Origin of the sequence: Kineococcus lubricus, from assembly GCF_050871965.1 — a bacterium.
In the GTDB taxonomy this organism is placed as follows: domain Bacteria; phylum Actinomycetota; class Actinomycetes; order Actinomycetales; family Kineococcaceae; genus Kineococcus.
The window spans coordinates 227,483-244,617 of the sequence record NZ_JBJLSK010000001.1 but is presented as its reverse complement, the minus strand read 5'-3'; the positions used below and the strand labels follow the sequence as shown (position 1 = coordinate 244,617).

The window sequence follows — 17,135 nt, the reverse complement described above, 5'->3', positions numbered from 1 at the left end:
CGCCTCCCCACCACTGACGCACCGGAGCCCTGAGAGTGAACTCCTCCCAGGTTAAGCCTCCCCGTGCCAGCTGCGCCACAGGTGCGCGTACGAACCACCCGCGTCGACCAGTTCGTGGTGGGTACCGAGCTCGGTGATGCGGCCGCCCTCGACGACGGCGATCCGGTCGGCGTCGTGGGCGGTGTGCAGCCGGTGCGCGATGGCGACCGTCGTCCGCCCCTGCAGGACCGCGGCCAGCGACCGCTCCAGGTGCCGGGCCGCGTTCGGGTCCAGCAGCGACGTCGCCTCGTCCAGGACGAGGGTGTGCGGGTCGGCCAGCACGAGCCGGGCCAGGGCCACCTGCTGCGCCTGCGCCGCCGACAGCGTCAGGCCGTTCTCCCCGACGGGCGTGTCGAGCCCGTCGGGCAGCGCCCGCACCCACTCGCGGGCGTCGACGGCGGCGAGCGCGTCGAGGACCTGCTCGTCGGAGGAGCCGGGGGCGGCCAGGGCGACGTTGTCGCGCAGCGGGGCGGCGAACACGTGCCGCTCCTGGGTGACCAGGGCGATGCGGGAGCGCAGCTCGTCCAGCGGCAGGCCGGTGACCTCGGCGCCGCCGACGCGCACGGAGCCGTCGCCGGGCGGGTTGATGCCGGCCAGCAGGCGGCCCAGGGTGGACTTCCCGGCGCCGGTGGGCCCCACGATCGCGAGCCGCTCGCCGGGTTCCAGGGACAGCGAGACGTCGCGCAGGACGGGCCGCCCGGCGGTGTAGGAGAACCCGACCCGGTCGGCGGAGAGCTCGTCGGAGACGGGTTCGTCGGCGCTCGGAACCCGGTCGGGCTCGACCGCGGACAGCCCCACCACGCGCGCGAAGGAGGCCTGCCCGACCTGCAGCTCGTCCCACCAGGCGAGCAGCTCGTTGACGGGGCCGACGAGCTGGCGCAGGTACAGGACGACCGTCGTGACCTGTCCGACGGTCTGCAGGTCGTGCCGCACGAGGTAGCCGCCCCACAGCAGCGCGACGACGACGGGCAGCAGGTAGGACATCTCGATGCTGGGGAACCACACCGTCCGCAGGGACAGGGTGTACCGCTCGCGCTGCACGGTGCGGCCGATGACGTCGTCGACCTGCCGGACGCGGTGGTCGGCCAGGCCCAGGGCCTCGACGGTGCGGACGTTCTCGACGTTCTCGCCCAGGGTCGTGGAGATGCGGCCCCACTCGGCGCGCTCGGCGGCGTACCCCTGCGGGGCGCGGCGCAGGTACCAGCGGGTCGCCAGCAGCAGCCCGGGCAGGCCGGCGAGGACGGCGAGCGCGACGAGCGGGCCGGACAGCACCGCGGCCACGACGGTCAGCACGGAGGTGACGGAGGCGACGAGGATGGCCGGCGCCCCGTACCGGACGGTGTAGCTGAGGGCGTCGACGTCGTTGGTGGTGCGCGAGACGAGGTCGCCCGTCCCGGCCTGCTCGACGACCGACAGCGGCAGCGCGGTGGCGCGGGTGAGGAACTCCTCGCGCAGCTGCGCGAAGACGCCCTCGGCCAGGACGAGGGAGCGCTGCCGGGCGAGCCGGGCCAGGACGGCCTGCGCGACGACGGCCGCGACGAGGACGGCGACGGCGACGTCGATGCGGTGCGCGACGGCGGCGAACGCGGTGCCGTCGCGGACGGCGCCCACGACGTCGTCGACGAGCCGGCCGAGCAGGAACGGGCCGGTGAGCCCGGCGAGGGCGGCCAGGGCGTGCAGCCCGAGCATCCGCAGCCCGGGGCCGCGGTGCTGGGTCAGCAGGCGCCGGACGTCGCGCAGGACGTGCGCCCGGTCGGCGACGGGCAGGGTGGTCCGGGAGCTCACGGGCGGTCCTCGGGGGTGGGGGTGCGGGGGGCGGGCAGGTCGGCCGCGGCGTCGCGGGTGACGAAGCGGCGGTACCCGGCGTCGCGGGCGAGCAGGTCGGCGTGCCGGCCGCGGGCGGCCAGGCGCCCCTCGCGCACCCAGCAGACCTCGTCGACCTGGGGCAGCACGAGGGGGCTGGCGGTGGCGACGACCGTGGTCCGGCCGGCGCGGGCGGTGCGCAGGCGGGCGGCGATCCGGGCCTCGGTGTGGGCGTCGACGGCGCTGGTGGGCTCGACCAGGACGAGGGCCTCGGGTTCGCGGGCCAGGACGCGGGCCAGGGCCAGGCGCTGGCGCTGGCCCCCGGACAGGGACCGGCCGCGTTCGGTGACGGTGCCGGCCAGGCCGCCGTCGACGAGGTCGAGGACGTCGCGGGCGTCGGCGACGTCGACGGCGGCCAGGACCTCGGCGTCGGTGTGCCGCCCCTCGGGGTCGACCTGCTCGCGGACGGTGCCGCTGAACAGCTGGGCGTCGTCCTCGGACAGCAGCACGCGCCGGCGGACCTCGGCGACCGGCAGCCGCCGCAGGGGGACGCCGCCGAAGGTGGCGCGGGTGTCGTCGTCGAAGCGGGTGAGTCGGCGGGCGAGCGCGGCGGCGTCCTCGGGCGGGTCGCAGACGACGGCGGTGAGCGCGCCCGCGGCGGCGTGGACGCCGGAGTCGGGGTCGTCGAGGTCGCCGCCGGCGGTGGTGGCGGTCCCGTCGTCGGTGACGGCGGGCGGCACCGCCAGCAGCGTCGTGAGCCGTCGGGCGGCGACGAGGGCGCGGACGTACTTGTCGGCGGCCTCCACGAGCATCCGCAGCGGGGAGGTGAGGAACGCGGCGTACCCGTAGAGCGCGACGAGGTCGCCGGGGGTGATCTCGCCGCGGGCGGTGGCGCGGGCGCCGGCCCAGACGAGGGCGGCGACGAGCAGGCCGGGGACGAGGACCTGCAGGGCCTCCAGGGAGGACTCCCAGACGGCGACGCGCACGCCGGCGGCGCGGACCTGCTGGCTCTTGGCGCGGTAGCGGCCCAGGAAGACCTCCTCGCCGCCGATGCCGCGCAGGACCCGCAGGCCCCGGACGGTGTCGGTGCCGATGGAGGTGAGCTCGCCGGAGAGCTTGCGGTGCAGCCGTTGCCGCTCCTGCAGGGGGCGCAGGACGAGCAGCAGCAGGCCCATCACGACGGGGACGCCGACGAGGATGACCAGGCCGATGGGCACGGAGGTGCGCAGCACGAGGACGGCGACGACGGCGACGGCGGCCACGGACGCGACGGCGCGCTGGGTGACGTCGAAGGCGTCGGCCAGGCGGGGCCCGTCGGAGGCGATGGAGGCCATGACCTCGCCCTGGGGCAGCCGCGCGGTGACGGCGGTCCCGGCGCGGGAGGTGTGCCGGCCGACCTGCTGGAGGGTGCGGAAGCAGGCGGTGAGCCAGTTGGTGACGCCGAAGCGGTGGCGCACGATCGCCGCCCAGGAGGTGACGACGGCCAGGCCCAGGACGAGCAGCGACCAGCGGGTCAGGGCGGCGCTGTCGCCGTCCACGACGCCCTCGTCGACGGCGCGGCCGATCGCGGCGGGCAGGACGGCCTGGGACAGCAACCACAGGGTCCCGACCGCTGACCCGGCCACCATCGGCCGCCACTGCAGCGCGGCCGTGCGCAGCAGGAGCCGGGTGGGGGAGGTCACGTCGGGGGTGCCGGGGTCGCTCAGCGGGAGGGAGCGCACGTGCACCGACGGTAATCGCTGTCCGCCGGGGGTTCCACGGGGTTTACCGCCGGGCCCGCGCCGGCGGATACCCTTGGGTGGTGACGCCGGATGCGCCCGAGAGCGAGACCGCACAGGAGAACCCCGAGGTGGCTGCGGAGCGCACCCACCGACCGGTCCTCGTCGTCGACTACGGAGCCCAGTACGCGCAGCTGATCGCGCGCCGGGTCCGGGAGGCGGACACCTTCTCCGAGATCGTGCCGAGCTCGATGCCGGTGGCCGAGATGCTGGCGAAGGACCCGGCGGCGGTGATCCTGTCCGGCGGCCCGTCGAGCGTGTACGCGCAGGACGCCCCGCAGGTCGACCCGGCGCTGTTCGAGGCGGGGGTCCCCGTCCTCGGCATCTGCTACGGCTTCCAGGCGATGGCCAAGGCCCTGGGCGGCGAGGTCGCCCGGACGGGCAGCCGCGAGTACGGCGGGACGCCGGCGCAGCTGCCGGACGCGGAGGCCTCGACGCTGCTGCGCGACCAGCCGGCGGCGCAGAACGTGTGGATGTCCCACGGGGACAGCGTGTCCCGCGCCCCGGAGGGTTTCCGGGTGACGGCCTCGACGCCGGGCACGCCGGTCGCGGCGTTCGAGGACGACGAGCGGCGCCTCTACGGCGTGCAGTGGCACCCGGAGGTCAAGCACTCCGAGCACGGCCAGGACGTGCTGGTGAACTTCCTGCGCCGCGGGGCCCGGATCGACCCGGACTGGACCACGGGCAACGTCATCGAGGAGCAGGTCGCGCGCATCCGCGCCCAGATCGGCGACGGCAAGGTCATCTGCGCGCTGTCCGGCGGGGTGGACTCGGCGGTGGCCGGCGCGCTGGTGCAGCGGGCGGTCGGGGACCAGCTGACGTGCGTGTTCGTCGACCACGGCCTGCTGCGGGCCGGTGAGGCCGAGCAGGTCGAGAAGGACTTCGTCGCCGCGACGGGCGTGAAGCTGCACGTGGTGGACGCCGTGCAGCGGTTCGCCGACGCCCTCGACGGGGTCAGCGACCCTGAGCAGAAGCGGAAGATCATCGGGCGCGAGTTCATCCGCGTGTTCGAGCAGGCCGCGCGCGACGTCGTGGCCAAGGAGGGCGCGGACGGCGGCGAGGTGCGGTTCCTCGTCCAGGGCACCCTGTACCCCGACGTCGTGGAGTCCGGCGGCGGCACGGGCGCGGCGACGATCAAGAGCCACCACAACGTCGGCGGCCTGCCCGACGACCTGGCCTTCGAGCTCGTGGAGCCGCTGCGCGCCCTGTTCAAGGACGAGGTCCGCGCGGTCGGCGTGCAGCTGGGGCTGCCGGAGGCGATGGTCTACCGGCAGCCGTTCCCGGGTCCGGGCCTGGCGATCCGCATCGTGGGGGCGGTGACGCCGCAGCGGCTGGAGATCCTGCGCGCGGCGGACGCCATCGCCCGCGCCGAGCTCACCGCGGCCGGGCTGGACCGCGACATCTGGCAGTGCCCCGTGGTGCTGCTCGCCGACGTGCGCAGCGTCGGCGTGCAGGGCGACGGCCGCACCTACGGCCACCCGGTCGTGCTGCGGCCGGTCTCCTCCGAGGACGCCATGACGGCGGACTGGACGCGGCTGCCCTACGACGTGCTGGCGAGGATCTCCACGCGCATCACGAACGAGGTCGACGAGGTGAACCGGGTGGTGCTCGACGTGACGAGCAAGCCGCCGGGCACCATCGAGTGGGAGTGATCCCGCGCTGAGCTCCACCGACGCCCCCTCGCGGTCCACCGCGAGGGGGCGTCGCGCGTGGTGGCCGCGCTCGGGGGGTGAGCTCCACCCCGACGCGGGGGGCGGCGAGCCCGAGGCGCTCGCAGGAGCGGTGCGCGTCGATCCGCTCGAAGGCCGCGCGGTGGGGCGCGAGGTCGCCGGTGGGGCTCCCGGCCGCGGCCGAGCCGGTCGTCGAGGGGCAGGCCGACGGCCGGCACGTCCGCGCGCCGGGCCTCGCGCAGGACGACGGGACCGGTGGGGGTGTCGGAGGTGTGCGGCGCGGGGTCCGGTGAACCCCTCGCCGCGGCGCTCACAGCGACCCGGCGAGGATCTTCACGGCGGCGGGGATCTGCTGCTCGGTGATCGCGGCGTAGCACAGCCGGAGGTGGGTGGCGTCCTCCTCGGCGACGACGTAGTGCCGGCCGGGGCCGACGACGAGGCCGTGCTCGCGGGTGCGGCGGGCGACCTCGAGGTCGTCGACGCCGCGCGGCAGCCGCAGCCACAGCGAGAACCCGCCGCGGGGCCGGGTGAAGGCGCACTCGGGCAGTTCGCGGGCGAGCGCGGTCGCCAGGGTGTCCAGGCGGGCGCCGAGGGCGGCGGACAGCCCCCGCAGGTGGGCGTTCCACCCGGCGCCGGTGACGAGCTCGACGGCGGCCTCCTGCAGCGGCCGGGACACGATGAGGTGGTCGACGAAGCTGAGCCCGGCGATGCGGCGCGCCACCGGCCCGCGGGCGACGACGCAGCCGACGCGCAGGCTGGGGCCGGAGACCTTGGACAGGGAGTTGACGGTGATGACCCGCCCGTCGGTGTCGTCGCGCAGCAGCGAGGGGGTGGGGGTGGGGCCGTGGCCGAGCCAGCGGGCGAAGTCGTCCTCGACGATGAACGCCCCGGCGGCGGCGGCGAGGTCCAGGACGGGGCGGCGGCGGTCGGCCGACAGCACCGAGCCGTCGGGGTTGGCGTAGGTGGGCTGGAGGTACAGCAGTCGCGACCCGGACTGCTCGAAGGCGCGCTGGAGCAGTTCGGGGCGCACGCCGTCGGCGTCGGTGGGGACGGGGACGGGGACGAGCCCGGCGCTGCGCAGCAGCGAGATGACGCCGGGGTAGCTGGGCACGGCGACGAGCACGGGGCTGCCGGCGGGGACGATGGAGCGCAGGACGGTGGACAGCGCCCCCTGGCCGCCGGGGCTGATGAACACGTCGTCGCGGTCGGCGCCGAGCTGCTGGGCGAACCAGGTCCGCAGCTCGGGCACGCCGGACAGCGGCGGCACCGACCAGGCCTCGGGGCGGCGGGCGGCGCGGGCCATGGCGGAGGCGAGCCGCGAGGTGGGCTGCAGGGTGGGGTCGAGGTAGCCGCGGGCCATGTCCAGGACGTTCTGGGAGGGCACGGTCAGGGCGGACAGGACCCCGTCGGCCTGGACGGGGGAGGCGCCGAGGGCGACGCGCTGCCAGTCGGTGTCGACGGTGGCGGTGCGGGCCGCGCGGGCGACGAAGGTGCCGGCGCCGGGGCGGGTGACGACGGTGCCGTCGGCGACGAGGGCGTCGACGGCGCGCTGGACGGTGACGGGCCCGACGCCGAGGTCGGTGACGAGCCGCCGGCTGCTGGGCAGCTTGCTGCCGGCGGGCAGGGCGGCCGCCAGCTCGCGGAGGCTGGCCGTGACGCGCTGCACACTGCTACCGTAGTCCATGAGAGACAACAATAGCGCTTTCCGATCCGATGACAATAGCGGTCGGTGGTCCCGATGAGCCTAGTCCTGATCCTGTGCCTGCTGGTCGCGTTGGCGCTCAGCGCTCCTCTCCTCGGTGCCGACACCCGCTACCCGGGGGCGGACCGCCGGGCGGACCGACCGGCCCGGGGAAAGCGCTACCGCCCTTCGTGGAATGCCGCTATCGCCGACGAGGCCCGGCAGGACCAGTTCGGGCGCACGAGCTGACGGGCGCACCGGGCCCGGCACGTAACCTGTGGCGGTGAACCGGGACGGCGTGGACCAGGAGCGGGTGGACCCGGTGGACGAGGGCCGCAGGACCGCCCCCACCGGGCGGGTCGTCGTCCTGACCGTCGTCGCCCTCGTCGTCGTCCTCGCCTGCGGCGGCCTCGGCGTCTGGCAGTGGCAGCGCGGGAACGTCGTCGTGTCCGAGCCCCCCGCGCTCAAACCGGTCGCCCCGGTCAGCAGCGTCGTCGACGCCGGGGCCGCCGGCGCCGCCGCCGTCCTGTCGGCCGAGGAGGTCGGGCACCGCGTCGAGGTGTCCGGCACCTTCGACCCCGCCGTGAGCCTGCTCGCCCCCGGCCGCCCGCTGGACGGCGCCGTCGGCTCCTGGGTGGTCGGCGTCGTGGTCCTCGCCGACGGCTCCGGGGTCCCCGTCGTCCGCGGCTGGGTGCCGCAGGGGCAGCCCGCACCCGCCCTGCCGACCGGGCCGGTCGAGCTGACCGGGGTCGTCCAGCCGCCCGAGGCCTCCGACGTGGCCCCCTCCACCGACGCGCTGCCCGCCGGGCAGACCTGGGTCGTCAGCGCCGCGGACCTCGTCAACCGCGTCGACTACCCCGTCGCCAACGCCTACGTCACCCAGACCTCCCCGGCCGAGGGCCTGCGGGCCGTCCCGCCCGCCGACCCCGGCCGGACCAGCCGCCGGCTGGACTGGCGCAACCTCGCCTACGCCGGGCAGTGGTGGGTCTTCGCCCTCTTCGCCGTCGTCGTGTGGTTCCGGGCCGTGCGCGACGAGCGGACCGGGCCGGGGGAGGATGACCCCGGACCGCGGGTGGACGAACCCGTGGACGGTGCTGGAGGACGAGACATGAGTGGTGCCCGGTGAGCCCTGACGCGACCCCCCGACCCGCGGGCGACCTGCGCTCGGCGCCCAAGGTGCGCGCCGCCCTGACCCGCTACCGGGTGATGGCCTGGCTGACCGGCATCGGCCTCGTCGTGCTCGTCCTGGTCGGCATGCCGCAGAAGTACCTCGACGCCTTCGGCGGCGGGGACGCGGTCGTCGCCACCGTGGGCGTCGCGCACGGCTGGCTGTACGTCGTCCTGCTCATCACGACCTTCGACCTCGGCAACCGGGTCCGCTGGTCGTGGGGCCGGATGCTGCTGACGGCGCTCGCCGGGACGATCCCGTTCCTGTCCTTCTACGCCGAGCACCGCAACACCCGCGACGTGCGCGCCCGGCTGGGCGCCCGCTCCGCGACGGCGGCGTGAGCGCGCTCCAGCGCGTCGCGGTCCACCTCGCCGACGTCCAGGACGGCCGGCTGCTCGTGCTCGACGGCGTGCTGCCGTGGGCGCTGCTGGCCCACGGCGAGACGCCGGCCGCGGCGCTGGCGCGCGTCCACGGCGGCGGGCCGGGCGGCCCGGAGACCGGTGAGCTGCTCGCGGTCGTCGACGGCCGCCGCGAGGACGACGGGCTCGACCTGCACACGGTGCACCTGGTCCTGGCCGGCCGCGCCCCCGGCGGCCTGGCCGGCGCGCAGCGCGTCCCGGTGCCGCAGGAGTGGCCGCTGGCCGCCGACGCCGACGTCGTCCTGGACCCCGCCGAGCGGGTCCGGCTGTCCCCGGTGCCGGGGGACGCGCCCGTGGTGCGGCAGCGGCTGGCCTGCTACGCCGTCGTCGTGTCCGACGGCGCCCTGCTGCTGACCCGGCTCAGCGCCCGGACCCCCAGCCCGGGGCGGTGGACGCTGCCCGGCGGCGGGGTCGACCACGGCGAGCACCCCCTGACCGCCGTCGTGCGCGAGGTGCACGAGGAGACCGGGATGGACGTCCGGGTGACGGGGCTGGCCGAGATCGGCGCCGAGCACTTCACGGGCCGCTCCCCGCGCGGGGTCCTGGAGGACTTCCACGCCGTGCGGGTCCTGGTCCGGGCCGAGCCGCTGGAGGTCCGCGAACCGGAGGTCCTGGACGTGGGGGGCAGCACCGACCTCGCCCGGTGGGTGCCGCTGGCCGAGGCCGAGGGCGTCGGTCTGGTGGGCGTGGCGCTGCGCGGCCTGCGCATCGCGCTGGGCGACGCGCGGGTCCCCTGAGGCCCGTGCGGTCCCTGTGCGCCACCTGATCCCCACCCGGGTCGCCACCAGGGGGTTCCGCTGAGGTCACCGTGACTGACAGGATCGGCGATCGCCCGCCCCGCCCCGTGGAAGCGAGATCATGCGCCCGAGTCGCCCCCTCGTCCGGTTCCTGTGCTCCGGTGCCGCCGTGGCCGCCCTGAGCACCCCGCTGCTGGCCGGTCCCGCCGGAGCGGCGACCACGCCGTCGCCCTCGCCGACGCCGTCGACCCCGGCTCCGGGGCAGGTCCCCGACGTCCTGCCGGCCCCCGCCGCGGGCGTCACCCGGATCCAGGTCGGCGCCTTCAACGACCTGCACGGCCGCCTGGAGGCGCCCGACGAGACCGACGACGGCGACCCGGTCGGCGGCGCGGCGCAGCTGGCCGGGGCGATGGACGCCCTGCGCGCGAAGAACCCGAACACCCTCGTCCTGTCCGTCGGCGACAACGTCGGCGCCTCGACGTTCACCTCGTTCATCCAGCAGGACGAACCGACCGTCGCCGCCCTCAACGCCATGGGCGTGGCGGCCTCGGCCGCCGGGAACCACGAGTTCGACCGGGGCTACGCCGACCTCACCGACCGGATCGGCGTGAACGGCGAACCCGGCGCGAACGGCGCCGACCCGCTGGCCGACTTCCCCTACCTCGCCGCGAACGTCGTGAAGGCCGACGGCTCGCCCGCGCTGCCCGGGTTCGTGACCACCGAGGTCGGCGGGGTCCGCGTCGGCGTCGTCGGCGTGGTGACGCAGCAGACCGCGAGCCTGGTCTCCCCGCAGGGCATCGCGGGCCTCACCTTCACCGACCCGGTCGCCGCGGCCAACGCCGTGGCCGCGCAGCTGTCGGACGGCGACCCCGCCAACGACGAGGCCGACGTCGTCGTCCTGCTCGCCCACGAGGGGTCCTCGGCCACCGACTGCGCCACCGTCGGCACCGAGGGCGCGTTCGGGAGGATCGTCCAGGGCGCCTCCGGGCAGGTCGACGCGATCCTGTCCGGGCACACGCACCTGCGCTACGACTGCGCGTTCCCCGTGGCCGGCAAGGCCGTCCAGCGCCCGGTGCTGTCGGCCGAGAGCTACTCCACGGCCTTCGACCACCTCGTGCTGGACGTCGACGCCGCCGGCGAGGTCGTCGCGGCCGGCCACCAGGTCCTCGACGTCGTGGGCTTCACCCCGAACGCGCAGGTCCAGCGGATCGTCGACGACGCCGTCGCCGTCGCCGAGACGGTCGGGCAGCAGCCCGTGGGGTCGATCACGGCCGACATCACCCGCGCCTTCACCGGCGAGGACGACGACCGCGGCAAGCAGTCGCCGCTGGGCAACCTCGTCGCCGACGCGCAGAAGCAGCAGACCGCGGGCGCGGGCGCGCAGATCGCCTTCGAGAACCCCGGCGGGATCCGGGACGACCTGCTGTTCGCCGCCTCCGGCGCCGAGGGCGACGGCGTCGTCACGTACGCCGAGGCCGCCGCGGTGCAGCCGTTCGCGAACTCCGTCGTCACGATGACCCTCACCGGGGCCCAGGTCCGGCAGGTCCTGGAGCAGCAGTGGCAGCCCGCCGGGTCCTCCCGGCCCTTCCTGGCCCTCGGCGTCTCGAAGGGGTTCTTCTTCACCTACGACGAGGCGGCCCCCGCGGGGCAGCGCGTCACGTCGGCGACGCTGGACGGCGTGGAGCTGGACCCGGCGGCGCCCTACCGCGTCACGGTGAACAGCTTCCTGGCCTCCGGCGGCGACAACTTCACGACGTTCGCCGAGGGCACCGACCGGGCCGAGCTCGGCAAGACGGACCTGGAGGCGTTCACCGCCTACCTCGGGCTCCCGGAGAACCAGCAGCTGGCCCCCGACCTGGAGCCGCGGTACCGGGCGGCGGTCGCCGCCCCGGCCCCGACGCCGACCACGACGGCGCCGGTGGTGCCGCCGGCGCCCGCGCCGACCGCCGCCCCGACCAGCAGCGCCCCGGTGGCGACGCCGGTGTCCCGGCCCACCCGCACCGCGGTCGCGGCGCGGCCGGCGGGCAGCGGGCGGCTGGCGAACACGGGGGTGGAGGTGGCGCCGTGGATCGCGGCCGGGGCCGCGCTCGTCCTGGCCGGCGGGTTGCTCGTCACCGTCGCGGCCCGGCGCCGGAGCGCCTGAAGCAGGAGCTGGTCGCCCCGAGCGTCGCCTCTCGGCGAGTGGCCGCTCGCAGCGGCTGGAGTTGAGGCCCGGGGACACGTACCGGGGCGACCAGTCCTTCCAACCATCGGCACCGCCCCTCCATTCCTGGAGGGCGGTGCCGACGTCGTTCAGCCGTTCGGGGCGGGGGCCGGGGCGGCTCCGCGCCGTTCCAGCGCGGCCCCCTCGACGTCCAGGACGGGCAGCCAGGCCAGCCACCGCGGCAGCCACCACGCCGACCGGCCCAGCAGCGACAGCGCCGCGGGCACCGCGACCATCCGGACGACGACGGCGTCGGCGAGGATCCCGACGGCCAGCGCGAACGCGATGGGCTTGATCGTGGCGTCGCCCTCGGGGACGAAGCCGGCGAAGACGGCGAACATGATCGCCGCGGCCGCCACGACGACGGGGGCGGCCTGCCGGAACCCGGTGCGCACGGCCTGCAGCGGGTCGGCGCCGTGCGCGTGCGCCTCGTGCATCCGCGAGACGAGGAACACCTGGTAGTCCATCGCGAGGCCGAAGAGGATCCCCACGACGATGATCGGGGCCAGGCTCAGCAGCGGCCCGGTCGTGTCGGCGTGGACGAGGTCCTTCAGCCAGCCCCACTGGAACACGGCCGTCGTGGCCCCCAGCGAGGCGCCGATGGTCAGGAGGAACCCGACGACCCCGACGACGGGGACGAGGATCGAGCGGAAGACGAGCACGAGCAGCACGAAGGCCAGGCCGACGACGAGCACGAGGTAGACCGGCAGCGCCTCGGCCAGCGTCTCATTGACGTCGACGCTCACGGCGGTCTGGCCCGTCACGTAGGCCGGGGTGGCGGAGGCGTCCTCGCGGACGAGGTCGCGCATCCGGTGCACGAGGTCGGTGGTCGCCTCGTCGTCGGGGGCGGTCGTGGGGATCACCGTCACCAGCGCGGCGTCCCCGTCGGCGCTGGGGACGGCCGGGGTGACCAGGGCCACCCCGTCGAGGCGGGCCAGCTCGGTGCTCAGCTCGCCGCCGCGGGCGACGGCGTCGGTGCCGCGGGCCAGGACGAGCAGCGGGCCGCTGACCCCGGCGCCGAAGCGCTCGGCGAGGATCTCCTGGGCCTTCTCCTGGGTGCTGTCGTCGGGCCACGACGTCGCCAGGCTCGTCTGCAGGGAGGTGATGGGGATCGAGACGGCGCCGAGGGCGACGACGGCCGCGACGAGGCTGAGCCAGCGCCGGCCGGTGACGAGCCGGCTCCAGCCGCCGAAGAACCCGCGGCCGGTGGGGGCGGGGTCGGCGGGCGGGACGGCGGCGTGCTTGCCGCCCTCGTGGGTCAGGGCGCGGCGGGCGGAGCGGGGCAGGGCGCGCAGGCCGACGACGCCGAGGGCGGCGGGCACGAGCGTGAGCGCGACGAGGACGGCGACGACGACGGTCGCGGCGGCCGCGACGCCCATCTCGGTGAGGAAGGGGATGCCGGCGACGGCCAGGCCGGCGAGGGCGATGACGACGGTGGTCCCCGCGGTGAGGACGGCCGACCCCGCGGTGCCGACGGCCAGCGGGACGGCCTCGGCGACCGTGCGGCCGGCGAGCAGCTCGTGCCGGAACCGCGTGACGATGAACAGCGCGTAGTCGATGCCGACGGCCAGGCCGAGCATGACGGCGAGGATCGGCGTCGTGGACTGCAGGTCGACGAACCCGGTGAGCGTGGTGATGCCCAGCGCGCCGATGCCGACGCCGACGACGGCGGTCAGCAGGTTCATGCCGGCCGCGACGAGGGAGCCGTAGGTGAGGGCGAGCACGACGAGCGCCACGACGACGCCGAGGGCCTCGGCGGCGCCGCCGATCGTGGAGACGCCCTGCGTCGCGCTGCCGGTGACCTCGGCGGTCAGGCCGGTGCCGCGGGCGTCGTCGACGGCGCGCAGCAGCGCCTCCCGCTGGGCGTCGGTGACCTCCGGCGGGGCGACGCCGTAGGAGACGGTGCTGTAGGCGGCCTGCAGGTCGGGGGAGACGGTGGGGTTCGCGGGGTCCAGCGGGTTGCTGGCCCCCTGCGCACCGGGCAGCGCGCCCAGGGCCTGGACCACCCCCGCGACCTTGGCGGCGTTCTCCGGGGAGGTGATCTGCTGCCCGGCCGGGACCTGGAGGACGACCTGGGCGGTGGCGCCGTCGGCGGTGTCCCCGAACTCCTCGCCGATGAGCCGCAGGGCGGTCGTCGACTCCTGGCCGGGGATCTCGAAGGAGTTGACCGTCTTGCCGGACAGCGTGGCCGCGCCGACGCCCCCGAGGGCGAGCAGCAGGACCCACGCGGCGATGACGAGCCCGCGGTGCCGGAGGGCGGCTGCGCCGAGGCGGTGCAGGAAGGTGGCCATCTCAGTTCTCCTCGGTCGGGGCGGGGTGGCCGAGCGCGCTGAGCGCGGTGGTGACCAGTTCGGTGCGCAGGTCGGCGGTGGGCACGTCGCAGAAGGCGAGGGAGGTGACGGCCAGGCCCCCCACGGCGCTGGTGACGCGCACGGCGCGCAGCAGGTCCTCGCCGGCCGGCGGCGGGGCGCCGGGGGTGAGCGGGACGCCGAAGCAGCGGAACAGGACCTCGCCGAGCGCGTCGAGGCGTGCGGTGCCCAGCGCGCCCTGGCTGAGGGAGGTGAGCATGAAGGAGACGAGGCCCGGGCGGGTCTGGGCGAGGGTCACGAGCTCGTCGAGGACGGCGCGGTCGCGGCCGGGGCCGGTGGGCTGGGCCGCGACGCGGGCGGCGACGGCCTCGAAGCGGGCGGCGGTGTGCGCGACGGTGGCCTCGGCGATCGCCTCCTTGGTGGGGAACCGGTGCAGCAGACCGGTCTTGGAGTAGCCGACGGCGTCGGCGATGCGCTGCACGGAGGTCTGCTCGACGCCGTGGCGGGCGAACAGCGCCGCCGCGGTGTCGAGGATCTCCTCGTCGATCTCTTCGCGGGTCGGTCGGGGCACAGGACCACTGTAGACCTTTGTGGACCGAGGTGGTCCGCGACCGACCGGGACGGTCCACTGGTGGTGACCCCGCCCGGCGAGGGGCGGGGCCGGCGACCGGAGGGGCGGCGCTGCCTCCACCGAACCCCCGCCGGCGCCCGTCCGCACGGCGGCCCGTGTCGTGGGACGGGCCTACCCTTGACGGACGATGAGCACACTCTTCGACGACCTCCCCTTCGGCGACGGCCCGGACCCGGCCGCGCCCGCCGCGACCACCCGCCCGGCCGCCCCGGCGCGCCGCGGCGGCCTGGACCCCGCGGCCCTGGTCGCCGGGCTCAACCCCCAGCAGCGCCAGGCCGTCGTCCACTCCGGGTCCCCGCTGCTCATCGTCGCCGGCGCCGGGTCGGGCAAGACGCGGGTCCTCACCCACCGCATCGCCCACCTGCTCGCCGAGGGGCGCGCGACGCCCGGCCAGATCCTCGCGATCACCTTCACCAACAAGGCCGCCGCCGAGATGCGCGAGCGCGTCGCGTCCCTGGTCGGCGACGTCGTCGGCATGGGCGCGCGCAGCATGTGGGTCTCGACGTTCCACTCCGCGTGCGTGCGGATCCTGCGCCGCGAGGCCCAGCACCTGGGGATGCGCACCTCGTTCTCGATCTACGACTCCGCCGACGCCCAGCGCCTCATGGCGATGGTCGGCCGCGAGCTGGACCTCGACCCCAAGAAGCACGCGCCGCGCGCGATGTCGACCATGGTCTCGAACCTCAAGAACGAGCTCGTCGACGAGGACGCCTTCTTCGACCGCGCGCACTCCGGGGACGGCACCGAGACCGAGCGCGTCCTGGCCCGCGCCTACCGGACGTACCAGCAGCGGCTGCGGCAGGCCAACGCGATGGACTTCGACGACCTCATCATGTCGACCGTCCACCTGCTCCAGGCCTTCCCCGACGTCGCCGAGCACTACCACCGCCGGTTCCGGCACGTCCTGGTCGACGAGTACCAGGACACCAACCACGCCCAGTACGTCCTGGTGCGCGAGCTCGTCGGCACCGGCACCGGGCCCGTCGAGCGCGCCGAGCTCACCGTCGTCGGGGACGCCGACCAGTCGATCTACGCCTTCCGCGGCGCGACGATCCGCAACATCGTGGAGTTCGAGCAGGACTACCCGGACGCCACGACCGTCCTGCTGGAGCAGAACTACCGCTCGACGCAGAACATCCTCACCGCGGCCAACGAGGTCATCAAGGTCAACGAGGACCGCCGGCCGAAGAACCTGTGGACCGCCTCGGGGGCCGGGGAGCAGATCGTCGGGTACGTCGCCGACGACGAGCACGACGAGGCCGCGTTCGTCGCCGAGGAGATCGACCGCCTGCACGACCACGAGGGCGTCACGTACAAGGACGTCGCGGTCTTCTACCGGACGAACGCGCAGTCCCGGTCGCTGGAGGAGGTGTTCATCCGCACCGGCCTGCCGTACAAGGTGGTCGGCGGGACGCGCTTCTACGAGCGCCGGGAGATCAAGGACGCCGTCGCGTACCTGCGCGTCCTGGACAACCCCGACGACACCGTCAACCTGCGCCGGGTGCTGAACGTGCCCAAGCGGGGCATCGGCGACCGCGCCGAGGCCGCGATCGTGGTCCTCGCCGAGCGCGAGCGGATCGGCTTCGGCGAGGCCCTGCAACGCGCCGACGAGGCCGTCGGCCTGGTGTCGCGCTCGCTGAACGCGGTCAAGGGTTTCGCCCAGCTCGTCGCCGACCTGCGCACCCTGGCCGAGTCCGGCGCCTCCCCGGCCGTGGTGCTGGAGGCGGTGCTGGAGCAGACCGGGTACCTCGCCGAGCTGCGGGCCAGCTCGGACCCGCAGGACGAGTCGCGGGTGGAGAACCTGTCCGAGCTCGTGGCGGTCGCCGAGGAGTTCACCGAGGACAACCCCGACGGGACGCTGTCGGACTTCCTCGAGCGCGTCTCCCTGGTCGCCGACGCCGACCAGATCCCCGCCGGCGCCGAGGACGACGGCGTGGTGACGCTCATGACGCTGCACACCGCCAAGGGCCTGGAGTTCCCCGTCGTGTTCCTCACCGGCATGGAGGACGGGACGTTCCCGCACCAGCGGTCCCTGGGCGACCCCGACCAGCTCGCCGAGGAGCGCCGGCTGGCGTACGTCGGCCTGACCCGCGCCCGGGAACGGCTGTACCTGTCCCGCTCGGCGGTCCGCAGCGCGTGGGGCGCGCCGCAGCAGTACCCGCCGTCGCGGTTCCTCGACGAGGTCCCCGAGGCCCTCGTCACGTGGAAGCGCGGCGCGTCCACGTTCCAGGGCGGCTCGTCGGCGACCGCGATGTCGCGCGCGGCGCAGCGGCCGGGGGTGCGCTCGGCGGGCAGCCGCCCGGTGGTCGCGCTGAACCCGGGGGACCGCGTCACCCACGACTCCTTCGGGATGGGCACGGTCGTGCGGGTCGAGGGCGAGGGCGACAAGACCGTCGCGCACATCGACTTCCGCTCCGAGGGCACGAAGCGGCTGCTGCTGCGGTACGCCCCCGTCACCAAGCTCTGACCCCCGCCCCCACCCCTCCGCGATCGAGGACTCCCGCTCCGCGATCGAGGACTCCTGGGCGCACCGACGCCCCCGGCTCTCCTCGATCGCCGAGCGGGAGTCCTCGATCGCCGTGGGTGGCGCGCTCTTGACAGCGCTGCGCAGGCGCGGGGAGCATCCGGGCGATCAGCGGGGAGCGGTCCCCGGGCCAGGCGGGAGGAACCCGTGCCACCGTCCCGCGACCACCCCGG

The 17,135-nt window shown here is 75.6% G+C and carries 12 protein-coding genes; 7 read left to right on the top strand and 5 right to left on the bottom strand.

Annotated features, from left to right (window positions below; all coding sequences use genetic code 11):
- Positions 1–51: 51 nt before the first annotated feature.
- Entirely contained in the window at positions 52–1,824 is a 1,773-nt protein-coding gene (locus ACRYRX_RS01095) for an ABC transporter ATP-binding protein (RefSeq protein WP_432509929.1), read from the bottom strand.
- The gene (locus tag ACRYRX_RS01090) at positions 1,821–3,563 is read right to left on the bottom strand and encodes an ABC transporter transmembrane domain-containing protein (RefSeq protein ID WP_432509928.1); all 1,743 of its coding nucleotides are present in this window, start codon (positions 3,561–3,563) and stop codon (positions 1,821–1,823) included. Before ACRYRX_RS01090 ends, ACRYRX_RS01095 begins: the two co-directional genes overlap by 4 nt.
- 128 nt (positions 3,564–3,691) lie before the next feature.
- Between ACRYRX_RS01090 and guaA the strand changes: the two genes are divergently transcribed.
- On the top strand, positions 3,692–5,272 hold the full coding sequence (gene guaA / locus ACRYRX_RS01085) for a glutamine-hydrolyzing GMP synthase (RefSeq protein WP_432509973.1): 1,581 nt from the start codon (positions 3,692–3,694) through the stop codon (positions 5,270–5,272).
- Positions 5,273–5,451: 179 nt separating this feature from the next.
- Positions 5,452–5,583: a hypothetical protein gene (locus tag ACRYRX_RS01080; RefSeq protein WP_432509927.1), complete on the top strand. Its 132-nt coding sequence runs from the start codon at positions 5,452–5,454 to the stop codon at positions 5,581–5,583.
- Positions 5,584–5,600: 17 nt separating this feature from the next.
- Here the strand turns inward: ACRYRX_RS01080 and ACRYRX_RS01075 are convergent, their stop codons facing one another.
- Positions 5,601–6,956, bottom strand: a complete 1,356-nt coding sequence (locus tag ACRYRX_RS01075) for an aminotransferase-like domain-containing protein (RefSeq protein ID WP_432509926.1) — start codon at positions 6,954–6,956, stop codon at positions 5,601–5,603.
- Positions 6,957–7,254: 298 nt separating this feature from the next.
- On the opposite strand from ACRYRX_RS01075, the gene ACRYRX_RS01070 reads away from it, so the two are divergent.
- From ACRYRX_RS01070 to ACRYRX_RS01055, 4 genes are all read left to right on the top strand, one after another.
- Positions 7,255–8,097: an SURF1 family protein gene (locus ACRYRX_RS01070; protein ID WP_432509925.1), complete on the top strand. Its 843-nt coding sequence runs from the start codon at positions 7,255–7,257 to the stop codon at positions 8,095–8,097.
- A gap of 50 nt (positions 8,098–8,147) precedes the next feature.
- The gene (locus tag ACRYRX_RS01065; RefSeq protein WP_432509972.1) at positions 8,148–8,480 is read left to right on the top strand and encodes a DUF3817 domain-containing protein; all 333 of its coding nucleotides are present in this window, start codon (positions 8,148–8,150) and stop codon (positions 8,478–8,480) included.
- Complete coding sequence (locus ACRYRX_RS01060) at positions 8,477–9,295, top strand: NUDIX domain-containing protein (RefSeq protein WP_432509924.1); 819 nt, start codon at positions 8,477–8,479, stop codon at positions 9,293–9,295. Before ACRYRX_RS01065 ends, ACRYRX_RS01060 begins: the two co-directional genes overlap by 4 nt.
- Positions 9,296–9,464: 169 nt before the next feature.
- Entirely contained in the window at positions 9,465–11,438 is a 1,974-nt protein-coding gene (locus ACRYRX_RS01055) for a bifunctional metallophosphatase/5'-nucleotidase (protein WP_432509923.1), read from the top strand.
- A gap of 149 nt (positions 11,439–11,587) precedes the next feature.
- On the opposite strand, the gene ACRYRX_RS01050 is transcribed toward ACRYRX_RS01055, so the two are convergent.
- Positions 11,588–13,789 carry an MMPL family transporter gene (locus tag ACRYRX_RS01050; protein ID WP_432509922.1) on the bottom strand — a complete coding sequence of 734 codons (2,202 nt, stop codon included), beginning with the start codon at positions 13,787–13,789 and terminating at the stop codon, positions 11,588–11,590.
- Between the two features lies 1 nt (position 13,790).
- Positions 13,791–14,378 (bottom strand): TetR/AcrR family transcriptional regulator, encoded by a 588-nt coding sequence (locus ACRYRX_RS01045; RefSeq protein ID WP_432509921.1) that lies wholly within the window; start codon positions 14,376–14,378, stop codon positions 13,791–13,793.
- Between the two features lie 187 nt (positions 14,379–14,565).
- Here ACRYRX_RS01045 and pcrA point away from each other — a divergent pair, with 187 nt between their 5' ends.
- Positions 14,566–16,905, top strand: coding sequence for a DNA helicase PcrA (pcrA, locus tag ACRYRX_RS01040; RefSeq protein ID WP_432509920.1), 2,340 nt, complete (start codon positions 14,566–14,568; stop codon positions 16,903–16,905).
- Positions 16,906–17,135: the final 230 nt, after the last annotated feature.

Coding starts and splice junctions, on each gene's coding strand:
- pcrA (WP_432509920.1), top strand. CDS start 14,566: ATGAGCACACTCTTCGACGACCTCCCCTTCGGCGACGGCCCGGACCCG.
- ACRYRX_RS01050 (WP_432509922.1), bottom strand. CDS start 13,789: ATGGCCACCTTCCTGCACCGCCTCGGCGCAGCCGCCCTCCGGCACCGC.